Here is a 16682-nt window from a genome sequence, read left to right on the forward strand (position 1 = left end):
GACGACGTGCCCGAATCGTGGGCACCCTCCCCCTGCTCGCGTTGATCGTCGGGTACGCGGTGGGCGGAGCGCTCGGCGTCGTGGTCGCCCCGCTGCTCCTGCCCGGGGAAGACCGAGCGGTGGCCCAGATCATGGGCGTGGGCGTGGGCGGAGGCGTCCTCGCCGTCCCCGCGATGTTCGTCGTCGCCGGCCGCAGCGTGCTGCCGGACCGCCGGGTGGTCGTGGTGCCCGACGAGGTGGTGGAGCGCGCACCACAGGGAGCGTCCGCCGCGGCGATCTGGCGCTGGTCCACCGCGATCGCCGACGAGGCGGCCGAGCGTCCGACCATCGGCTACGAGACGTACGTCGAGCGTCCGCCCGACCTGGCCCGCGCAGCCCGCGCGACCGAGCGGTACAGCCGGGTCTACCGCGACTACCGCGCGGCCGCTGCCGAGCTCGGGTTGCCGGCTCGGGAACCGGCGATCGAGCTCCCCGCGGAGGAGGCCCAGTAGGGACCGCCTGCGCCGACGCCGACACCGGCCGCCCCGCACCGTCGAGGACGCTGCGGGGCGGCGGTCGTGTCAGTTCACGGAGAGGCGGGAGTACGGAGCGGTCGCGAGCTGCTGCGCCTGGCCGCCGCCCGCGGGGATCCGCCACAGACCCGGCGTCGGTCCCTCCGGGATGCTCGCGAACACCGCACCGGCATCGTCGGTGACACCAGCGTTGAGACCGCGGTCCGTGGCCGTGATGCCCGACACCGTGTACGTCGTCGTCGTGGTGCCGGAACGGACGATCTCGTCGGAGAACGAGCGGTCGATGGCGCAGGGCTTCGGGACGTCAGCCGGGTAGGCGCACCACTGCTTCGACTCGAGGAGCACGAAGCCGTCGTCGGTCGTCGCCCCGATCTCGAACGCGAGCCGGTCGGCGATCCGAGTGGCGTCGTCGGAGCCGTTCGGCACGACGTACCAGGCCGAGTAGCCCGCAGCGCCGACGGTCCACGCGTGCACGTAGACGTTGCCGAGCGCGTCCGACCGGAACGAGTCGATCCTGCCGGACGGGAACGGACCCGAGGCGGTGAGGTTGCGGATCGACACCGCTCCCGAGACGGTCCGCTGGAAGAGCGTCGTGACGGTCGCCGCCGGCCGGAGGGTCGAGACCGTGCCGTTCGGCGCCACCGACCACATGAGTCCGGGGACGCCGACGTCCGGCACGACGGTCGCGGTGCGCGCCCCCACGGGCAGTCGGGTCACCGCACGGCTCACCGAGTCGGTCCAGTACAGGGTGCCGGCGTCGTCGATCCGCAGGTCGGGGGTCACGTGCAGGCCGGAGGCGACGGTCCGGACAGTCCCCTTCGGCGAGCGCTCGGTGATCCGGGTCCCGTCTGCGGACGGGATGAACACGTTGCCGCGGCGGTCGACGACGTAGCCGGTGCCGTTCGGCGCGACGACCTCGGCCGTGCCCGCTCCCTGTGCCGGGAACCGGACGACGTTGTTCGCGGCGTCGAGGGCGTAGAGCGCCTGCGCGACCGGCTGCGGTGCCGGTGGTGTGTAGGTGCCGGTCGTCGAGTGACCGGTGCCGCGAGCGTTCTTCGCGCGGACGCCGAACGTGTACGTCGTCCCCGGGTGCAGGTCGCGGAACGTCGCCGATCGTGCGGTGGCCCGGAGCTTCGTGATGCCGCGGTCGGGCTGGTGCTCGCGCGGCTTCACCCAGACGAGCCAGCCCGTGATCGTGCCGCTGTGGCGGGGCGGACGCCACGACAGTGTGGCGGAGTCGTCCGTGCCGGCGACGGTCACGTGGGTCGGCGTTCCCGGGACGGGCACCCGGGGTGCGGCGTCTGCGGGAGCGACGCCCCCGAAGACGATCGCCGTCACGGAGACGGCGACGAGGAGCATGTTCTTCACGATGGTTCCCCTCTGCCCGGGGCCGGTCGGCGGCAGGCAGCTCATCGAAGCACCGGCCACCACCGAGCGGGAAGGGACTGCGGTGGACCGTGCGGCAAGCCGCAGCGGGCCGGGCGGGGAACGGCCTCCACTACGGTGGCCGGATGGAGAGCAAGCGTCATGCCGAGCTGATCGCGGAGCTCGAGGCCGCCGCGTCCGAGGAGTGGGGTCCACGCGCCCTGCTCGCATGCCTGCAGAAGCTCCGCGACGGCGGTCCGACCGAGGCCGCGATCGTGGTCGTCCACGACGCCTGGGTGACCCCGGACGGCTTCCGTGTCGTCTACGGCTCCCCCTGGGGTCCCCGCGTCGGCATCATCCGCGAACGACACACCACCATCGACTGGGTCGACGCTTACACCACCGGGGACGAGCCGACGCCGGAGGAGTTCGGCCACGAGGTGGCTGACTTCAACATCGGGGAGCCGCTCGGCAGCTACCTGGAGATCCTCGACCACGACGCGGACGGTCTGGGCTGGTGGGGACACATCCCGTTGCGGAGGCGGGGCTGACCATCTCGGCCGGATCCGGTCCACGGGTCCGGAGCGCGCTCAGGACCGGACGGCCTCGATGACGACGTTCTGCTGCGAGCGCCCGCCGTCGGGTCGTTGCAGACAGGTGATGACGACCAGTCGTCCTGGCTCGTCCTCCCAGATCGCGGATGCGTGGGCGATGTCGGGCTTGTCGATCTCCTGGGTGCCGGTGACCGTGTAGGTCGTGTCGTCGACCTGGATCTCCGCGCCGATGCCGACCTTCGATGTCCGACGGTCCACGTCGATGAGGTAGTTCCCCGGACCGGTGGCGCCGTTCCGCAGCGAGTGCATGACGACGAAGACGGTGCCCTTCCGGGCCTGCTCCGGCGGAACGCCCTCGTTGCGGACCCAGTAGGCAGAGGTGAAGCCCGGGGGTTCGATCACACCGTCCACCGCGTTCAACGCTCCCAGGGGCACGTCGAGGCCGACGGACTCCACCACGAACCGGTCGTCGCCGATGGCCGGCACGGCGGACGACTCCGAGGTCGGGGGTACGGCGTCCTCGGCCTGCACGCGGTTGCCCTGCATGTCGACGGGCCCGTTGAAGGAGCGGACGATCTCGGTCCCGGTGAGGGCGAGGGTGACGACCGCGGCGGCGCCGACGGCGAGCAGAACCCACCGTCGACGCCGCCCCGTGATGTCGGAACTAGACACTGTCACCGTTCCGTCGGCGGACGAGCGCCGTGCCGAGCAGTGCCATCAGCACGGCCAGCGCGGTGCCGGCGCCCGCGAACATCGGCCACAGCGGCGCGGCCGTGGTCCCACCGGTCGAGACGACCGGCCCGGACGGGGACGGGGTCACGGTCTGCGCGGTCACGGTCGAGTTCGTGACGCACGAGTCGTCCGTGGCGCAGACTCCGGTGCCGGGACCGGGGTCCACGACGTTGCGGAGCTGCTCGTCGCCCGGGTTCGGGTCCTTCACCGTGAACGAGTAGGTCACCGTCGTGGTGTCGCCCACCGCGAGCGGGCCGGCCCAGGTCAGGGTGTTCCCGTCGACCTTCGCACCGTTGGTGGCGTCACCGTTGTAGGTGGCGTCGTCGGTGACCTGGGTCAGGTCGTCGGTGAACTTCGCCGGCTTCTCGGCCGTGTAGTCGACCTTGCCGGTGTTCGTGACCGTGATGGTCCACGTGACGGTCTCGCCGGGGACGACGCTGGTCTTGTCGACCGCCTTCGACACCGTGTACCCGGGGATGAGGGTCGTGGTCTGGCAGGCGCCGACGCACTCCCCGGAGTCACCGGGGACGACCGCGTTGCCGAGCACGTGGTCACCGGTGTCCGGCGTGTTCACCGTGAACGAGTACGTCACCTTGATCGTCTCGCCGACCGCGAGCGGCCCGGCCCAGGACAGCTCGTTGCCGTCGACCTTCGCGCCGTTCGAGGCGTCCTTGTTGTACGTCGCGTCGTCGGTGACCTTCGACAGGTCGTCCGTGAACGACGCAGGCACATCGGCCGTGTACGCATCCTTGCCGGTGTTCTTCACCGTCACCGTGTAGGTCACCTTCTGGCCGGGCACCGCCGTGTCCGCGTCGACGGACTTCGTCACGGTGAACGAGCGCACCAGCGTCTCGGTCTCGCAAGCGTTCGGTGCGCAGACGCCCGGGGTGGTCACCACGTTGCCCAGGTTCTGGTCGCCGGTGAGCGGGTCGTTGACGATGAACGAGTACGTCACCGTCGTCGACTCACCGACCGCGAGCGGGCCGGACCAGGACAGCGTGGTGCCGTCCACCGTCGCACCGTTGCTGGCGTCATCGTTGTAGGTCGCGTCGTCTGCGACACCGGAGAAGTCGTCGGCGAAGGTCGCCGGGTTCTCGGCGGTGTAGTCAGCCTCGCCGGTGTTCTTCACCGTCACCGTGTAGGTGACCTTCTCACCGGGAGCGGCGCTGGTCTTGTCGACGGACTTGGCGACGGTGAAGTCCCGAACGCGGACCGGGGGCGGCTCGCAACCCTCCGGGTCCGGCTCACAGACGCTCCCCGGCGGCGGGGTGACCACGTTGCGCAGCAGGTGGTCACCGGTGTCCGGTGTGTTGACGGTGAAGGAGTACGTCACCGTGGCAGTCGCGCCGACCGCGAGCGGACCCGCCCAGGACAACGTGTTCCCGTTGATCGTGGAGCCGGTGCTCGCGTCGTTGTTGTACGTGGCGTCGTCGGTGACCCCGGAGAAGCTGTCCGTGAAGGTGGCCGGCTTGTCAGCGGTGTAGGCGACGTTGCCGGTGTTGCGCACGGTGACCGTGTACGTCACCGTGTCCCCCGGGTTCGCGGTCTCCTTGTCGACCGTCTTCGACACTGCGAGCGAGGGGTCGGCCGCGGTGTTCGTCACGTCGCACAGGTACGGGTTGGCGCCCGGCACCCGGAACGTCCACGTGCCGGCTTCACCACCGACGGTCTGCTCGGCGCCGGTGACGGTGTCCGTGCAGACGATCGTCGGCGTGTACGCAGCGATCGTGTTCGTGGAACCAGCCGCCATCACGTCGGTGACCGTGTACGTACGGCCCTCGCTGACCGGCCACTCCTCCTCCGACTTCGCGGTGGTGGCGGTCCCGGTCGTCGTCGCAGAGGTCAGCGTCGACGAGTCCGTGTCCCGCAGCGCGACCGTGAACTGGTCGGCCGTCGCGGCACGACCATCGACGGTCTTCTGCACGCTGATCGTCGGGATGCCCGCCGCCGAGCACCGAGCGCCGTCGTTGCCACCCGAGATCGGCCCGGTCGACAGGTCGATGGTGCTGCCGTCCTCGGGGTTGATGCGGTAGATCTCGCCTGTGGTGTTGTTCGAGAAGTACAGGAACCCTCGGGCATCCGCGTACCCTGCGCCGTAGGCGTTGTTGGCGAGATCGGGCAGGTTCGCAACCCGCGTCACCCGGTTCGCGGCGGGGTCGAACTCCACGAGCGACGGGCCCGTGCCCACCCCGTACAGAGAACCGTCGACGTAGACCCAGTCGCGCACCGAGCCGAAGCCCGCTGCTGCAGCCCCGGCAGCAGTGCCGCTGTCGACGACCTGACCGTAGGTGGGAGACCCGGCGGCGTAGTCGATCTCGTACCACTGACCGCTCGAGAGGGTGAGCCAGTAGTGCCCGTTCGGGTCGACGTCACCGACCACGAAGTTGGTGTCTGCGGGCAGACCTGCCGGCCTGTCGAGCTGCGTGAGCGTGCCGTCGGACGCGACGATGACGGGCTGACCGGTGGTGGTGTCCCATCCGTACATGTAGTTGTCGGTCTGGTTGTAGCCGGTCGCGTTGACGCCGTTCACCATCGACGCGATCTCCGTCGACTCACCGCTGACGAGGTCGACCTGGTAGATCGTGTTCGTGCCGTCACCGGGCGACTGGAACAGGTACCCGTTCGCGCTGCACGTCCATGCGGGACCATCCGCCGCAGATGCCGGCGCTGCCGGCAGCACCGTGGTGCTGAACACGGCAGCCAGTCCAGACGTCAGCAGGGCGCCTGTGGTCAGCGCTGCGGTCGCTCGGAAGCGTCGAGATCGCGGGTGCGTTGGTGCCCCCTTCCGCGTTCCGGTGTTCTCGGCGCGGTGACGCACCCCTGGCAAGCGAAGCTTCAAGACGATCCCCAACTTTCATGCACGCACCTCGACGTGTCGGTGCTCCAACTGATCCGGCGGACCGAAGGGACGATCCGCGGACTCAGTTTCCGGTCAGGTTGAGCGGCTTCACAGTGGATGCAGTCAAGTCAGCACGAACTGACGTTTGCCGTTGCAGGAAATGGCCGGAATTGCAGGTTCTGGTGGCAACATGCAGAACTCGTTCGCATTCCGCTGGGCATTCGTGTTACATCGGACGTCGTGGTGACATCGACGACAATGGGCGTTTCCGCGGCGGAACGCTGCAATGACTTCGGATGGCACCCGCGAGGACGAATAGATCCCCTCCTGGTCGCCGAGACCGGCGAGTACACGCGTTTCGGTGTCGGTCACGCGTGGTCACAATCCGCCGGGTACACCCTGACCAGCGACCCGCGTCGGATCTACCTCGTCCTCACCATCGAAGGCGGTTTCGAGTTCGACGTCAGCGGCACCGTCGTCCCCACCGAGCCCGGCTCCCTGGTGCTCTTCGACGGTGAAGCACCGACCACAGCCCGCACGATCACCGACACAGCCCGCTACGTCTGGTACCTCGAGCCCACGGTCCTCAAGGAAGGAGTGTCCCGGTTCCAGTTCGGGGAACCGATCGCGACCGGCGGCTCGACCGTGCAGGCGCTCACGTCGATGACGAACACGCTCCTCGGGACCCCTGTCACCCCGGCGACCCACACCGCACGTCGGCATCTCGCACTGTCGTTCGAGCACCTCCTCGGCAGCGTCCTCGACGACACCAACGCGCGGGAGACCCGTGACGCTGCCGCGCACCGGGACAGCGCCTTCACGGCAGCGCTGGCATCGATCGAGGAACACTTCCGCGACCCGGCGTTCAGCGTCACCCGGCTCGCCGTCGACCTCGCGGTCAGCCCCCGCACGCTGCACAACACGTTCGCCAGTCTCGGTACGACACCCCGCCGCGAGATCGAGCGTCGCCGCATCACGGAAGCCAACCAGCTCGCCGACCTCGGAGCCGTCAGCCTCGCAGACCTCGCCGCCCGTTCGGGTTTCACCTCGACCAGACAACTCACACGAGCGCTCAACCGAACCCCAGGTCAGCAGGGCCGGTAGGGCCGCGCGCCGCGCCCCGCGAGCTCGAACAACGCAGCTCGAACGACGTCAGCTCGACGCGACCGGCCGCACCAGCACCCGCGTCGGCGGCTCCGCCAGGAGCGCGATGAGGTCCTCGTGCCGCTGCTCGACCTCCTCGTTCGTCTCGGCGTAGTGCCGGTCGAACGAGTCCTGGTCGCGGTAGAACTCGGTGACCCAGATCACCTCGGGGTCGTCGTCGTCGCGCAGGACGATCCAGTCGACGGGACCGTCCGGGTCGTCGACGTGGTGCACGTCCGTGAGCACCTTTGCCAGCGCGTCACCTCCGCCGGGCTGCGCGCGCATCTGCAACAGGACACCGGGCTTCGTCGTGTCGATCACTGGATCCTCCTCCGTGTCGGGTGGAGCGCGGACGCTCCGTTGGAACGACGTTCCACGCAGAGTATGGAACGACATTCCAGAACGTGTCAAGATGGGGCATGCCCTCGGTCGAATCCCGCGCCACGCGCCGCACGGACCCGCTCTCCAGGGACCGACTGGTGCAGACGGCGATCGAGATCCTCGACACCGACGGCGAGGACGCCCTCACCTTCCGCTCGCTCGCCGCACGGCTGACGACCGGGCCAGGGGCGATCTACCACCACGTCGCGAGCAAGAGCGAGCTGCTCCGCGCGGCGACCACCGTCGTCGTCAGCAGCGCGGTGGACGGGGCTCGGACCCCCGGAGAGCCGCTGGACACGGTCCGAGCGCTGGCCCTGGCGGTCTTCGACGCCATCGATGCCCACCCGTGGGTCGGCACGCAGCTCACCAGGGAGCCGTGGCAGCTCGCCGTCGTCCAGCTCTTCGAAGCCGTGGGCGTGTGCCTGCAGGAGTACGGGGTACCGAAGCACGCGCGGTTCGACGCGGTGTCCGCACTCGTCAACTGCGTCCTCGGATCGGCCGGGCAGTACGCCGCCGCCGCCCGGCTCCTGCCCCGCGACACGGACCGGGCCCTCGTCCTCCGCGGCATCGCCCGCGAGTGGGAGCGCCTGGACCCGTCCGACTTCCCGTTCATGCACGCCATCGCCGCCGGACTCGACGAGCACGACGACCGTGAGCAGTTCCTCGCGGGTGTCGACCTCGTCCTCGCCGGCATCCGCACCATCCGTTGATCGACCAGTCCTCCCCGAAGGTGCCGATGCGCGTTCTCCTGCTCGAAGACGACGACGTCGTCCGCGGACTCGTCGCGGACGGACTCCGCCGCCAGGGCATCTCCGTCGACGAGACCACCACCCTCGCGGACGCCGACGTCGCACTGACCGTCAATCGCTACGACTGCGTCGTCGCCGACCGCGGTCTGCCCGACGGCGACGCGGTACGGCTGGTGGCGACCATCCGCGCCGCGGGGACGACCGTGCCGGTCCTGCTGCTGACCGCCCTCGGCACGGTGCAGGACCGCGTCGACGGCTTCGAACACGGGGCCGACGACTACCTGCCGAAACCGTTCGCGATGTCCGAACTCGTGGTCCGGGTCCGTGCGTTGGCACGTCGCGTCCAGCCACCGCGGTCCCCGATCGTCCGCGTCGGCGACCTCGAGCTCGACCTCGCCCGACGCCGCGTCACGCGCACCGGGGTGCTCCTCACGCTCACGGCGAAGGAGTTCGCGGTCCTCGACGTCCTCGCCGAGCGTCCGGGCGCGGTCGTCACCCGGACGGAGCTCATCGAGCGCTGCTGGGACGAGCACACCGAACCGATGTCGAACGTCGTCGACGTGCTCATCGGCCAGCTCCGACGTCGGCTCGGCACCCCGGACCCGATCGAGACGGTCCGCGGTGTCGGGTACCGCCTGCGAGAAGCCGGATGAGCGGGCTCCCGGCCGGTGGCGCGGCTCGCCGGCTCCGACGGACGCGTCTGCTCATGACCGTCTCGTTCGCCGCCGTCATCGCGGTGTGCCTCGCGCTCCTCGCCGCGCTCGCCCTGTCGATCGACGCCACCTCGCAGCGGCGAGCGGTCACCGACGACGTCACCGAACGCGCCGGCGGTCTCGCTCGCGCGGTGTACTTCGACGGCGGCACCCTGCACCTCGAGCCGCTGCGCGAGGACGAACTCGCGGTCGGCACGTCGTTCCTGGCGGTGTACCGGATCGACGCCTCCGGGCGCGTGACCGCGACCCCCGCGCACCTCCCCCGATCCGCCGAGCTCCCGGCCGACCGACGCGACGCGCTGATCGACGCGGTGCTCGAGGAGCAGGGCGCATCGGACCTGCGCGGCGCCGACACCGCCGGTCGTGCCGCGTGGTGGGCTGCGGCACCCGTGTGGGACGACGACGCGATCGGCGCGGTCGTGGTCGTCGGGCAGGACGTCGCCGCGGGCACGGCCGCGCACGACCGCCTCGCCACGGGGCTCGCGATCGGTTGCCTCGTCCTGCTCGCCGCCGCCGTCGTCGCTGGCCACGTCCTGTCGGGGCGCGCCATGCGTCCGGCGGTCGCGGCACTCGACCGCCAGGAGCAGTTCCTCCGCGAGGCCGGCCACGAGCTCCGCACCCCGCTCACCGCCCTCCGGCTCTCGATCGAGGGGACGCCGACCCCGACGTTGGCGGCCCGTGAACAGGCGTTGACGACGGTGGACCGCCTCGACCACCTGCTCGCGGCGCTCCTCACCCGAGCGCGGATCGACGCCGGCACGTTCACACCCGAACGCGTACCGCTCCGGCTCGACCAGATCGTCGAACAGGTCGTGGACGACGTGCGGCAGACGTCCCGCGTCCGTGTCGCCACCGAGCCGACCGTCGTCGTGGGTGATCCGGTCCTGCTCGCCCAGGCCGTCCGGAACCTCGTCGACAACGCGGAACGGCACGCGCGCGAACGCGTTCTCGTCACGGTCGAGCCGCACCAGGTCCGTGTCGTCGACGACGGCCCGGGGGTTCCGGCCGACCGGCGCGAGCACGTCCTGCGACGAGGCACGACCGGCACCGGCACGAGCACGAGCACGGGGACGGGGACGGGGACCGGCCTCGCCATCGTCGCGTGGGTCGCAGAACTGCACGGAGGCACGGTCCGGCTCGACGACGCCCCCGGCGGCGGGCTCGTGGTGACGGTGACCCTGCCCGCTCCGACGGCCTGAGACAGCGCCCGACCGGCGCTTCATCATCGGCTCATGTCCGTTCTGTGAGGCTGCGACCGACCACCGCCCCTCCCGGAAGCAGGACCCACATGCGCACCATCGGCCGGATCACCGCCGCCGTCGCCAGCCTCGCCGTCGTCACGACCGTGGCAGCCGGCTGTGCGGCCCACACCACGTCGACGGACCACGACGCCGCCCGCGTCGGCACGTCCAGCGCGCACATCGCGCTCGGCATGTACTACGGCGACCGCTCGCTCGCCGCCACGAACAAGGCACTCGGCACCACCCCCGCCATCCACCTGACGTACTTCGACTGGGCGTCGGACTGGAGCGCCGACCCCGTCCTCGCCGCCGACGCCCGGCGTGGCCAGACCTCGCTCGTCAACTGGGAGCCCTTCGACGTCGACTTCCACGACATCGTCGCCGGCGAGTACGACGACGTCATCACGGAGCAGGCCGAGGGAGCCGCCGCGCTGACCAACCCCGTCCTGCTCGACTTCGCCGCGGAGATGAACGAGGAGGAAGGCTGGGGCGGACACGACCCCGAGCTCTACATCGCGGCCTGGCGCCACGTGCACGACATCTTCGCGGAGAAGGCGGCCGGCAAGGTGCAGTGGGTCTGGGCGCCGAACAACACCGACAGCGAGGGCGCCCCCACCGCGATCGAGTACTACCCCGGCAGCCACTACGTCGACTGGACCGGCATCGACGGCTACAACTGGGGCACCTCCGACGACGACTTCGACTGGCAGTCCTTCACCTCGGTGTTCCGGGACACCTACCGGGTCCTCCACGAGCTCGGCAAGCCGATCATCATCGGCGAGACGGCGTCGGACGAGGTCGGCGGTGACAAGGCGAAGTGGATCAGGGACATCATCCCGACCCTCGAGACCACGTTCCCCGACATCGAGGCCGTCGTCTGGTTCGACGTCGAGAAGGAACGCGACTGGCGGATCCGCTCGTCGTCCCGCGCCTTCGCCGCCTTCCGCCAGCTCGCCAACGACCCGTCCGTCGTCCCCGCGGACCGCCGCCATCCGCTGCTGACCGAACGCGCCTCCGGTCGCTGACGACCGCCCGGACGGACCGGGTCGCGACCGCGGCAGCCTGGAGGCGCGACCCGCCTGACGGGCGCGGGTCGCGCCTCCAGACGGGTCACCGCGCACGCGGTGCGACCGCAGGTCCGTCGGCTGCGGCCCGCCTAGCCGAGCGGCTCGACGCCGTAGCCGGCGACCACCGCCCGCAGCTCGTCCAGGTACGTCCGCGCCTGCACGGTGAGCGGCACCGAGGCGTGGGCGATCCACCCGATCTCGATGCGTTCGTCGACGTCGAGGGGGATGGCGACGATCTCCGGGTCGAGGTCGTCGCTGATGAGCCCCGTCGAGATCGTGTAGCCGCCCAGGCCGATCATGAGGTTGAAGATCGTCGCTCGGTCCGAGACCCGGATCTCCCGCTTGCTCGACATCGTCGACAGGATCTCCTCCGCCAGGTAGAAGGAGTTGTTCGCGCCCTGGTCGAAGGTCAGCCGGGGCAGGTCGGCGAGGTCGTCGAGGGTCGCGCGCTCCCGTGATGCGAGCGGGTTCCGCCGGGCCACGAAGATGTGCGGCTGGGCGACGAACAGCGGCGTGAACACGACCCCGGCGTCCCGCATCAGCTTGCCGAGCACCTGCTTGTTGAAGTCGTTGCGGTAGAGGATGCCCACCTCGCTGCGGAGCGTGCGGACGTCCTCGATGATGTCCCAGGTGCGCGTCTCGCGGAGCGAGAACTCGTACTCGTCTGCGGCCGCTGCTTCGACCATCCGGACGAAGGCCTCCACCGCGAACGAGTAGTGCTGGGCCGACACCCCGAGCAGGCGGCGCGACGGCTGGCCGCCGACGTAGCGCTGCTCGAGCAGGGAGACCTGCTCGACCACCTGTCGGGCGTAGCCGAGGAACTCGACGCCGTCGACGGTGAGCACGACCCCCCGGGCCGATCGGGTGAACAGGGGACGTCCGATCCGCGTCTCCAGGTCCTTCATCGCCGCGGACAGGGTCGGCTGCGCGACGTAGAGCAGATCGGCGGCCGCGCTGATCGACCCCTCCGACGCGACCTCGATGAAGTACCGGAGTTGCTGCAGCGTGATGTCGTTCGAGACCCGAGCCATAGGTGCAGGCTATACCGCTGCATAGCGTCTGCGTATTACCTGATGGCCCGGGGATCCCGCCATGATCGAGGGACACTTCCCACAGTGCCTCCGGGCGCTCGACGCACGGACTGCGGAGCATGGCGAACGACCTCACCTTCAGCACCACCAGGACCCGGTTCGACGAGGACTACTCCCCCGCCGACAGCTCCCGGCTGACCACGAACTTCGCCAACCTGGCGCGCGGCGAGCGCCGACAGGAGAACCTGCGTGCTGCGCTGGCGATGATCGACGGGCGCACGAACGACCTCGCGGGGGCGTCTGCTGGCGGTGCCGGTGACCGCTACCGTCTGCAGCTCGACATCGTCTCGGTGGCGCTGCAGTTCTCCGACGGCGGGGCGGACGCAGAGTTCCCGCTGCTCGAGATGCTCGACGTCACGATCGTCGACCAGCACACCGGCGAGCGCCACCAGGGGATCCTCGGCAACAACTTCTCGTCGTACCTGCGCGACTACGACTTCTCCGTCCTGCTGCCCTCGTCGTCGTCCGGCGTCCCGTCCGACTTCGGACAGCTGCACGGGGCGCTCTTCCAGCGCTTCCTGGAGTCCGACGCCTTCCGTTCGCAGTTCGGTGCCGAGCCTGTCGTGTGCATCAGCGTCTCGACGAGCCAGACCTACCGGCAGAACGGGTACGTCCACCCGGTCCTCGGCGCCGAGTACGAGCACGAGCACTCCTCGCTCACCGACGACTACTTCGGCCGGATGGGCATGCGGGTCCGGTACTTCCAGCCCGCCGGCGCGGCAGCCCCGCTCGCGTTCTACACGCGGGGCGACCTGACCGGCGACTACTCGGACCTCCAGCTCATCGGGACGATCGCCACCATGGAGACGTTCCAGAAGATCTACCGTCCGGAGATCTACGCCGCGAACACCCCGGCCGGCAGCACCTACCGCCCCACTCTCGACCACACCGACTTCACGTCCACGCCGGTGACCTACGACCGCGAGGAGCGCAGTCGCCTCGGTGTCACCCAGGGCCGGTGGACCGAAGAACACCTCGTGACGCCGCACGGTGCGCTCCTGTCCCGTTTCGCTGCCGAACCCGTCCCCGCCCGCTGACCGTCTGGACCGCCACTTCCATGAGCTCTCTCCTCCCCACCTCGATCGTCGGCAGCCTGCCGAAGCCGTCCTGGCTCGCCGAGCCCGAGCGACTCTGGTCCCCCTGGCTGCTCGAGGGTGCCGCCCTGACCGAGGGCAAGCAGGACGCCCTGCGCTCCGCCGTCCACGAGCAGGAGCGCCGCGGCATCGACGTCGTCAGCGACGGCGAGCAGACACGGCAGCACTTCGTCACGACGTTCATCGAGCACCTGGACGGCATCGATCAGGAGCGCAAGGAGACCGTCCGGATCCGCGACCGCTACGACGCTGCCGTCCCCACGGTCGTCGGCGCCGTGAGTCGTCCCGCCCCGGTCTTCGTCGACGACGCCCGGTTCCTCCGCGCACAGACCGATCGCCCCATCAAGTGGGCGCTCCCCGGCCCGATGACGATGATCGACACGCTCTCCGACCAGCACTACAAGAGCCGCGAGAAGCTGGCGTGGGAGTTCGCCACGATCCTGAACGAAGAAGCCCGCGAGCTCGAAGCTGCCGGCGTGGACGTCATCCAGTTCGACGAGCCCGCCTTCACCGTCTTCCACGACGAGGTGCAGGACTGGGGCGTCGCCGCACTCGAACGAGCCGCCGAGGGCCTGCGTGCCGAGACCGCCGTGCACATCTGTTACGGCTACGGCATCGAGGCGAACAACAGGTGGAAGGAGACGCTCGGCGCCGAGTGGCGGCAGTACGAGCAGTCCTTCCCGCTGCTGCAGCAGTCGTCGATCGACATCGTGTCGCTCGAGTGCATCCACTCGCATGTGCCGCTCGAGCTCGTCGAGCTGATCCGGGGCAAGAAGGTGATGCTCGGGGCGATCGACGTCGCCACCGAGACCGTCGAGACCCCGGAGGAGGTCGCGGAGGTGCTGCGTCGGGCGCTCGAGTTCGTCGATGCGGACAAGCTCATCCCGAGCTCGAACTGCGGGATGGCTCCGCTGGCACGGGGTGCAGCGCTGGACAAGCTCAGTGCGCTGTCTGCCGGGGCGGACATCGTGCGGGCCGAACTGGCGAACGTCGCGGTGCCGGCAGCGCGGTAACGGCGCGGCTCTTCCGGACGGCTCGCCTCGGCAACGGGGCGGGCCGTCCTCCGTGTCGCGTCCCGCAGGTACCCGGGTCTCAGCCCGGATTGGAGGCGCGGCCCGGTTCCGGCGATCAGGCCGCGGTCGTCACTCCTGACTGTCGAGGCTCATCTTCTCGAAGTCCCCCGCGACGCACTGTGAGCTGCCGTCGATCGTGTACCCGCGGGGATCTGCGCGGAAGTCGGAGGAGCTCACCGGGCCACCCCTGCCACGGACGCCGAGGATCGGGTCCTCGCCCCCGGTCTGGTACCGCTCGGTCATGACCCCGAGCTCCTTCCAGTGCTGCTCCACCGCCTCGACGTCGGCCTTCGGGTCAACGCTGGCAGCACGGACCTTGGCGTAGACGTACTGGACGCCCCCGACACCAGGACCGAGGCCGCACTTCCCGAGTCCAGGACCGTCACGGACGTCCCAATCGTCACCGACGACATTCGTCGACTGGTCGACGAACGTGACGATCGACTGCTTCGCTTCTTTCGTGTTCATGCCAGACCCTTCGCTGCAACCAGTGAGAACGGCAACGGTGAGCAGCACTGCTGCTGTCGCCCGGACGACGTCGCCGGCCTTCCGTTGATGTGGCCCCATCTGGCTTCTCCTTCCAGAGACGCATGAGCTTGGCTGCCCCCTGGCAGACCCGATCAGCGTCGAGCGATCAACCCGACTGCACCGATGAGCAGGAGCACGCCACCCACGATGGCGAGCGGCACCCCGAGGATCAGCAAGATCCCGGCCCCGATGTTCGCACCGCCGTCGAACCCGCCGGCGAACGTCGCGATCACCGCCAAGCCGCAGATGAAACCGCCGACGGCGGAGATGATGCCGCCGACGAGGGTGAGTACGCGAAGACCATTCACCTGATCAGCGTATTCGGCGTCTCGCTCCGACTGCGACAGTCTGCACGAGCGTGTGGCGTGGGGTTGGATCCCCTACGAGCCGAAGCCGCCGCCGTCGGGCTCGACCGGAGCTCCGCGCCGCCGGGCGATGAACCACACTGTCGGCCCGAGAATCGGAACGAAGAGAACGACGACCACCCATGCGAGCAAGCGCGGGCCGGAGGTCGACGCTCGCCGCATCAGCGAGATGAAGGCTGCGCCGGCGAGGAACAGCGCGGTGATCGGCACCGCCATCAGGACACTGTCGAGCGATGTCGGAACGAGGGGATCCATGCTCTGCTCCTGGGTCCAGTACGTCATCCTGCAGCCATTCGCCAGTCCAACTGCTCGAACGTAATACATTGCCGTTCTCCGTTGTGAACACTAGCGTCGGTCTCATGACTGGAGCAACGGTGTTCGCGTTGACGATCGAGATTGCAGGTGCCGTCCTCGTGACCTGGCTGACCTGGAGGGCTTCCAACGGATCCCTCGCTCGGAACAGCTTGGCCAGCATCCGGACCCGGATCACGATGTCCAGCGAGTCAGCCTGGCGCATCGGACACCGCGCGGCACTGCGGCCGACGATCACCGCGGGAGCGATCACCGTGTTGTGGTGTTCGGTGAGCATCGGTCTTGCGCCGCTTCGCACGCCGCTCTCCGTGATCGTGGCGTCGATGGTGCTCCTCGGCGGCGCACTCCTGTCCATCCCGGTGGCACACCGGGCTGTGCGCCGCAGCGCAGGCGGGAGGGCGTTGACTACGTCCATGATCACCAAGAGCACGATCCACGAGGTCGAGAACGCGACCGTGAAGGACCGCGACGGCGCATCGGTCGGCAAGGTCGCGCAGGTCTTCCCCTCCGACGAGGACGGCAGCGCGGCGTTCGTCAGCGTCGCGACCGGACTCCTCGGGGGTCACACCGCGCTCGTCCCGGTCGAGGACGCAACCTTCGACGGCACGGACCTGCACGTCGGGTACACGAAGAGCGCGATCAAGGGCGCACCCTCGCCCGGAGCCGGGAACACCTTGTCCGTCACCGAGGCGAACGCCGTCCGCAAGCACTTCGGGCTGTCGCCCGCTGGCAAGGCGACCGGCGACATGGGCGATCCGCACGAGAACCTCGACCAGGCCGGTACCGGTCCGGCTGGCGCAGACGACACCGAGGGCGCGGGAACGACGCCGCCTGCATGAGCTGCGATGACGCGACGACGTCCCCGTCTCGTCCCGTCTCGGGTCCTGACTCCCAGCGCCGCGGCGCAAGCGGCCTGGCCGTGG

The 16682-nt window shown here is 69.6% G+C and carries 18 protein-coding genes; 10 read left to right on the plus strand and 8 right to left on the minus strand.

Going from position 1 to position 16682, the window contains the following annotated elements:
• The first annotated feature begins 17 nt into the window (after positions 1 to 17).
• Positions 18 to 491 carry a hypothetical protein gene (locus LEL83_RS09205; protein WP_225558591.1) on the plus strand — a complete coding sequence of 158 codons (474 nt, stop codon included), beginning with the start codon at positions 18 to 20 and terminating at the stop codon, positions 489 to 491.
• A 69-nt stretch (positions 492 to 560) separates the two neighbouring features.
• Here LEL83_RS09205 and LEL83_RS09210 read toward each other — a convergent pair whose 3' ends face one another.
• Complete coding sequence (locus tag LEL83_RS09210) at positions 561 to 1871, minus strand: fibronectin type III domain-containing protein (RefSeq protein ID WP_225558636.1); 1311 nt, start codon at positions 1869 to 1871, stop codon at positions 561 to 563.
• 152 nt (positions 1872 to 2023) lie between these two features.
• Here LEL83_RS09210 and LEL83_RS09215 point away from each other — a divergent pair, with 152 nt between their 5' ends.
• Positions 2024 to 2428, plus strand: coding sequence for a hypothetical protein (locus tag LEL83_RS09215; RefSeq protein ID WP_198656731.1), 405 nt, complete (start codon positions 2024 to 2026; stop codon positions 2426 to 2428).
• 39 nt (positions 2429 to 2467) lie between these two features.
• Here the strand turns inward: LEL83_RS09215 and LEL83_RS09220 are convergent, their stop codons facing one another.
• Positions 2468 to 3103, minus strand: a complete 636-nt coding sequence (locus LEL83_RS09220) for a class F sortase (RefSeq protein WP_225558592.1) — start codon at positions 3101 to 3103, stop codon at positions 2468 to 2470.
• A complete protein-coding gene (locus LEL83_RS09225; protein ID WP_225558593.1) occupies positions 3096 to 5858 on the minus strand; it encodes a DUF7927 domain-containing protein in 2763 nt (920 codons plus the stop codon). The genes LEL83_RS09220 and LEL83_RS09225 overlap by 8 nt, the downstream gene beginning before the upstream one ends.
• Positions 5859 to 6245: 387 nt before the next feature.
• On the opposite strand from LEL83_RS09225, the gene LEL83_RS16230 reads away from it, so the two are divergent.
• The gene (locus LEL83_RS16230) at positions 6246 to 7106 is read left to right on the plus strand and encodes a helix-turn-helix domain-containing protein (protein ID WP_225558594.1); all 861 of its coding nucleotides are present in this window, start codon (positions 6246 to 6248) and stop codon (positions 7104 to 7106) included.
• Between the two features lie 48 nt (positions 7107 to 7154).
• Here the strand turns inward: LEL83_RS16230 and LEL83_RS09235 are convergent, their stop codons facing one another.
• Entirely contained in the window at positions 7155 to 7466 is a 312-nt protein-coding gene (locus tag LEL83_RS09235; RefSeq protein ID WP_225558595.1) for a putative quinol monooxygenase, read from the minus strand.
• 98 nt (positions 7467 to 7564) lie between these two features.
• Between LEL83_RS09235 and LEL83_RS09240 the strand changes: the two genes are divergently transcribed.
• The 4 genes from LEL83_RS09240 to LEL83_RS09255 all read left to right on the plus strand — a co-directional run bounded on the left by LEL83_RS09240 (position 7565) and on the right by LEL83_RS09255 (position 11254).
• Complete coding sequence (locus LEL83_RS09240) at positions 7565 to 8236, plus strand: TetR/AcrR family transcriptional regulator (protein ID WP_225558596.1); 672 nt, start codon at positions 7565 to 7567, stop codon at positions 8234 to 8236.
• Between the two features lie 26 nt (positions 8237 to 8262).
• Positions 8263 to 8928: a response regulator transcription factor gene (locus LEL83_RS09245; protein ID WP_225558597.1), complete on the plus strand. Its 666-nt coding sequence runs from the start codon at positions 8263 to 8265 to the stop codon at positions 8926 to 8928.
• A gap of 53 nt (positions 8929 to 8981) precedes the next feature.
• Entirely contained in the window at positions 8982 to 10187 is a 1206-nt protein-coding gene (locus LEL83_RS09250) for a sensor histidine kinase (RefSeq protein WP_225558598.1), read from the plus strand.
• Positions 10188 to 10276: 89 nt separating this feature from the next.
• Positions 10277 to 11254: a glycoside hydrolase family 26 protein gene (locus tag LEL83_RS09255; protein WP_225558599.1), complete on the plus strand. Its 978-nt coding sequence runs from the start codon at positions 10277 to 10279 to the stop codon at positions 11252 to 11254.
• Between the two features lie 131 nt (positions 11255 to 11385).
• Here LEL83_RS09255 and LEL83_RS09260 read toward each other — a convergent pair whose 3' ends face one another.
• Positions 11386 to 12327, minus strand: a complete 942-nt coding sequence (locus LEL83_RS09260; protein ID WP_225558600.1) for a LysR family transcriptional regulator — start codon at positions 12325 to 12327, stop codon at positions 11386 to 11388.
• 119 nt (positions 12328 to 12446) lie between these two features.
• On the opposite strand from LEL83_RS09260, the gene LEL83_RS09265 reads away from it, so the two are divergent.
• Both LEL83_RS09265 and LEL83_RS09270 read left to right on the plus strand, forming a co-directional pair.
• Entirely contained in the window at positions 12447 to 13424 is a 978-nt protein-coding gene (locus tag LEL83_RS09265; RefSeq protein WP_225558601.1) for a putative oxygenase MesX, read from the plus strand.
• A gap of 20 nt (positions 13425 to 13444) precedes the next feature.
• Positions 13445 to 14494 carry a methionine synthase gene (locus LEL83_RS09270; RefSeq protein WP_225558602.1) on the plus strand — a complete coding sequence of 350 codons (1050 nt, stop codon included), beginning with the start codon at positions 13445 to 13447 and terminating at the stop codon, positions 14492 to 14494.
• Between the two features lie 129 nt (positions 14495 to 14623).
• Here LEL83_RS09270 and LEL83_RS09275 read toward each other — a convergent pair whose 3' ends face one another.
• From LEL83_RS09275 to LEL83_RS09285, 3 genes are all read right to left on the minus strand, one after another.
• Positions 14624 to 15022 (minus strand): hypothetical protein, encoded by a 399-nt coding sequence (locus LEL83_RS09275; RefSeq protein WP_225558603.1) that lies wholly within the window; start codon positions 15020 to 15022, stop codon positions 14624 to 14626.
• Between the two features lie 152 nt (positions 15023 to 15174).
• The gene (locus tag LEL83_RS09280) at positions 15175 to 15390 is read right to left on the minus strand and encodes a hypothetical protein (protein WP_225558604.1); all 216 of its coding nucleotides are present in this window, start codon (positions 15388 to 15390) and stop codon (positions 15175 to 15177) included.
• A gap of 72 nt (positions 15391 to 15462) precedes the next feature.
• Positions 15463 to 15702 carry a PLD nuclease N-terminal domain-containing protein gene (locus tag LEL83_RS09285; protein ID WP_225558605.1) on the minus strand — a complete coding sequence of 80 codons (240 nt, stop codon included), beginning with the start codon at positions 15700 to 15702 and terminating at the stop codon, positions 15463 to 15465.
• Between the two features lie 104 nt (positions 15703 to 15806).
• Here LEL83_RS09285 and LEL83_RS16390 point away from each other — a divergent pair, with 104 nt between their 5' ends.
• A complete protein-coding gene (locus LEL83_RS16390) occupies positions 15807 to 16598 on the plus strand; it encodes an SdpI family protein (RefSeq protein WP_504748043.1) in 792 nt (263 codons plus the stop codon).
• Positions 16599 to 16682 lie beyond the last annotated feature (84 nt).

Origin of the sequence: Curtobacterium oceanosedimentum (assembly GCF_020297365.1) — a bacterium.
Lineage (GTDB): Bacteria > Actinomycetota > Actinomycetes > Actinomycetales > Microbacteriaceae > Curtobacterium.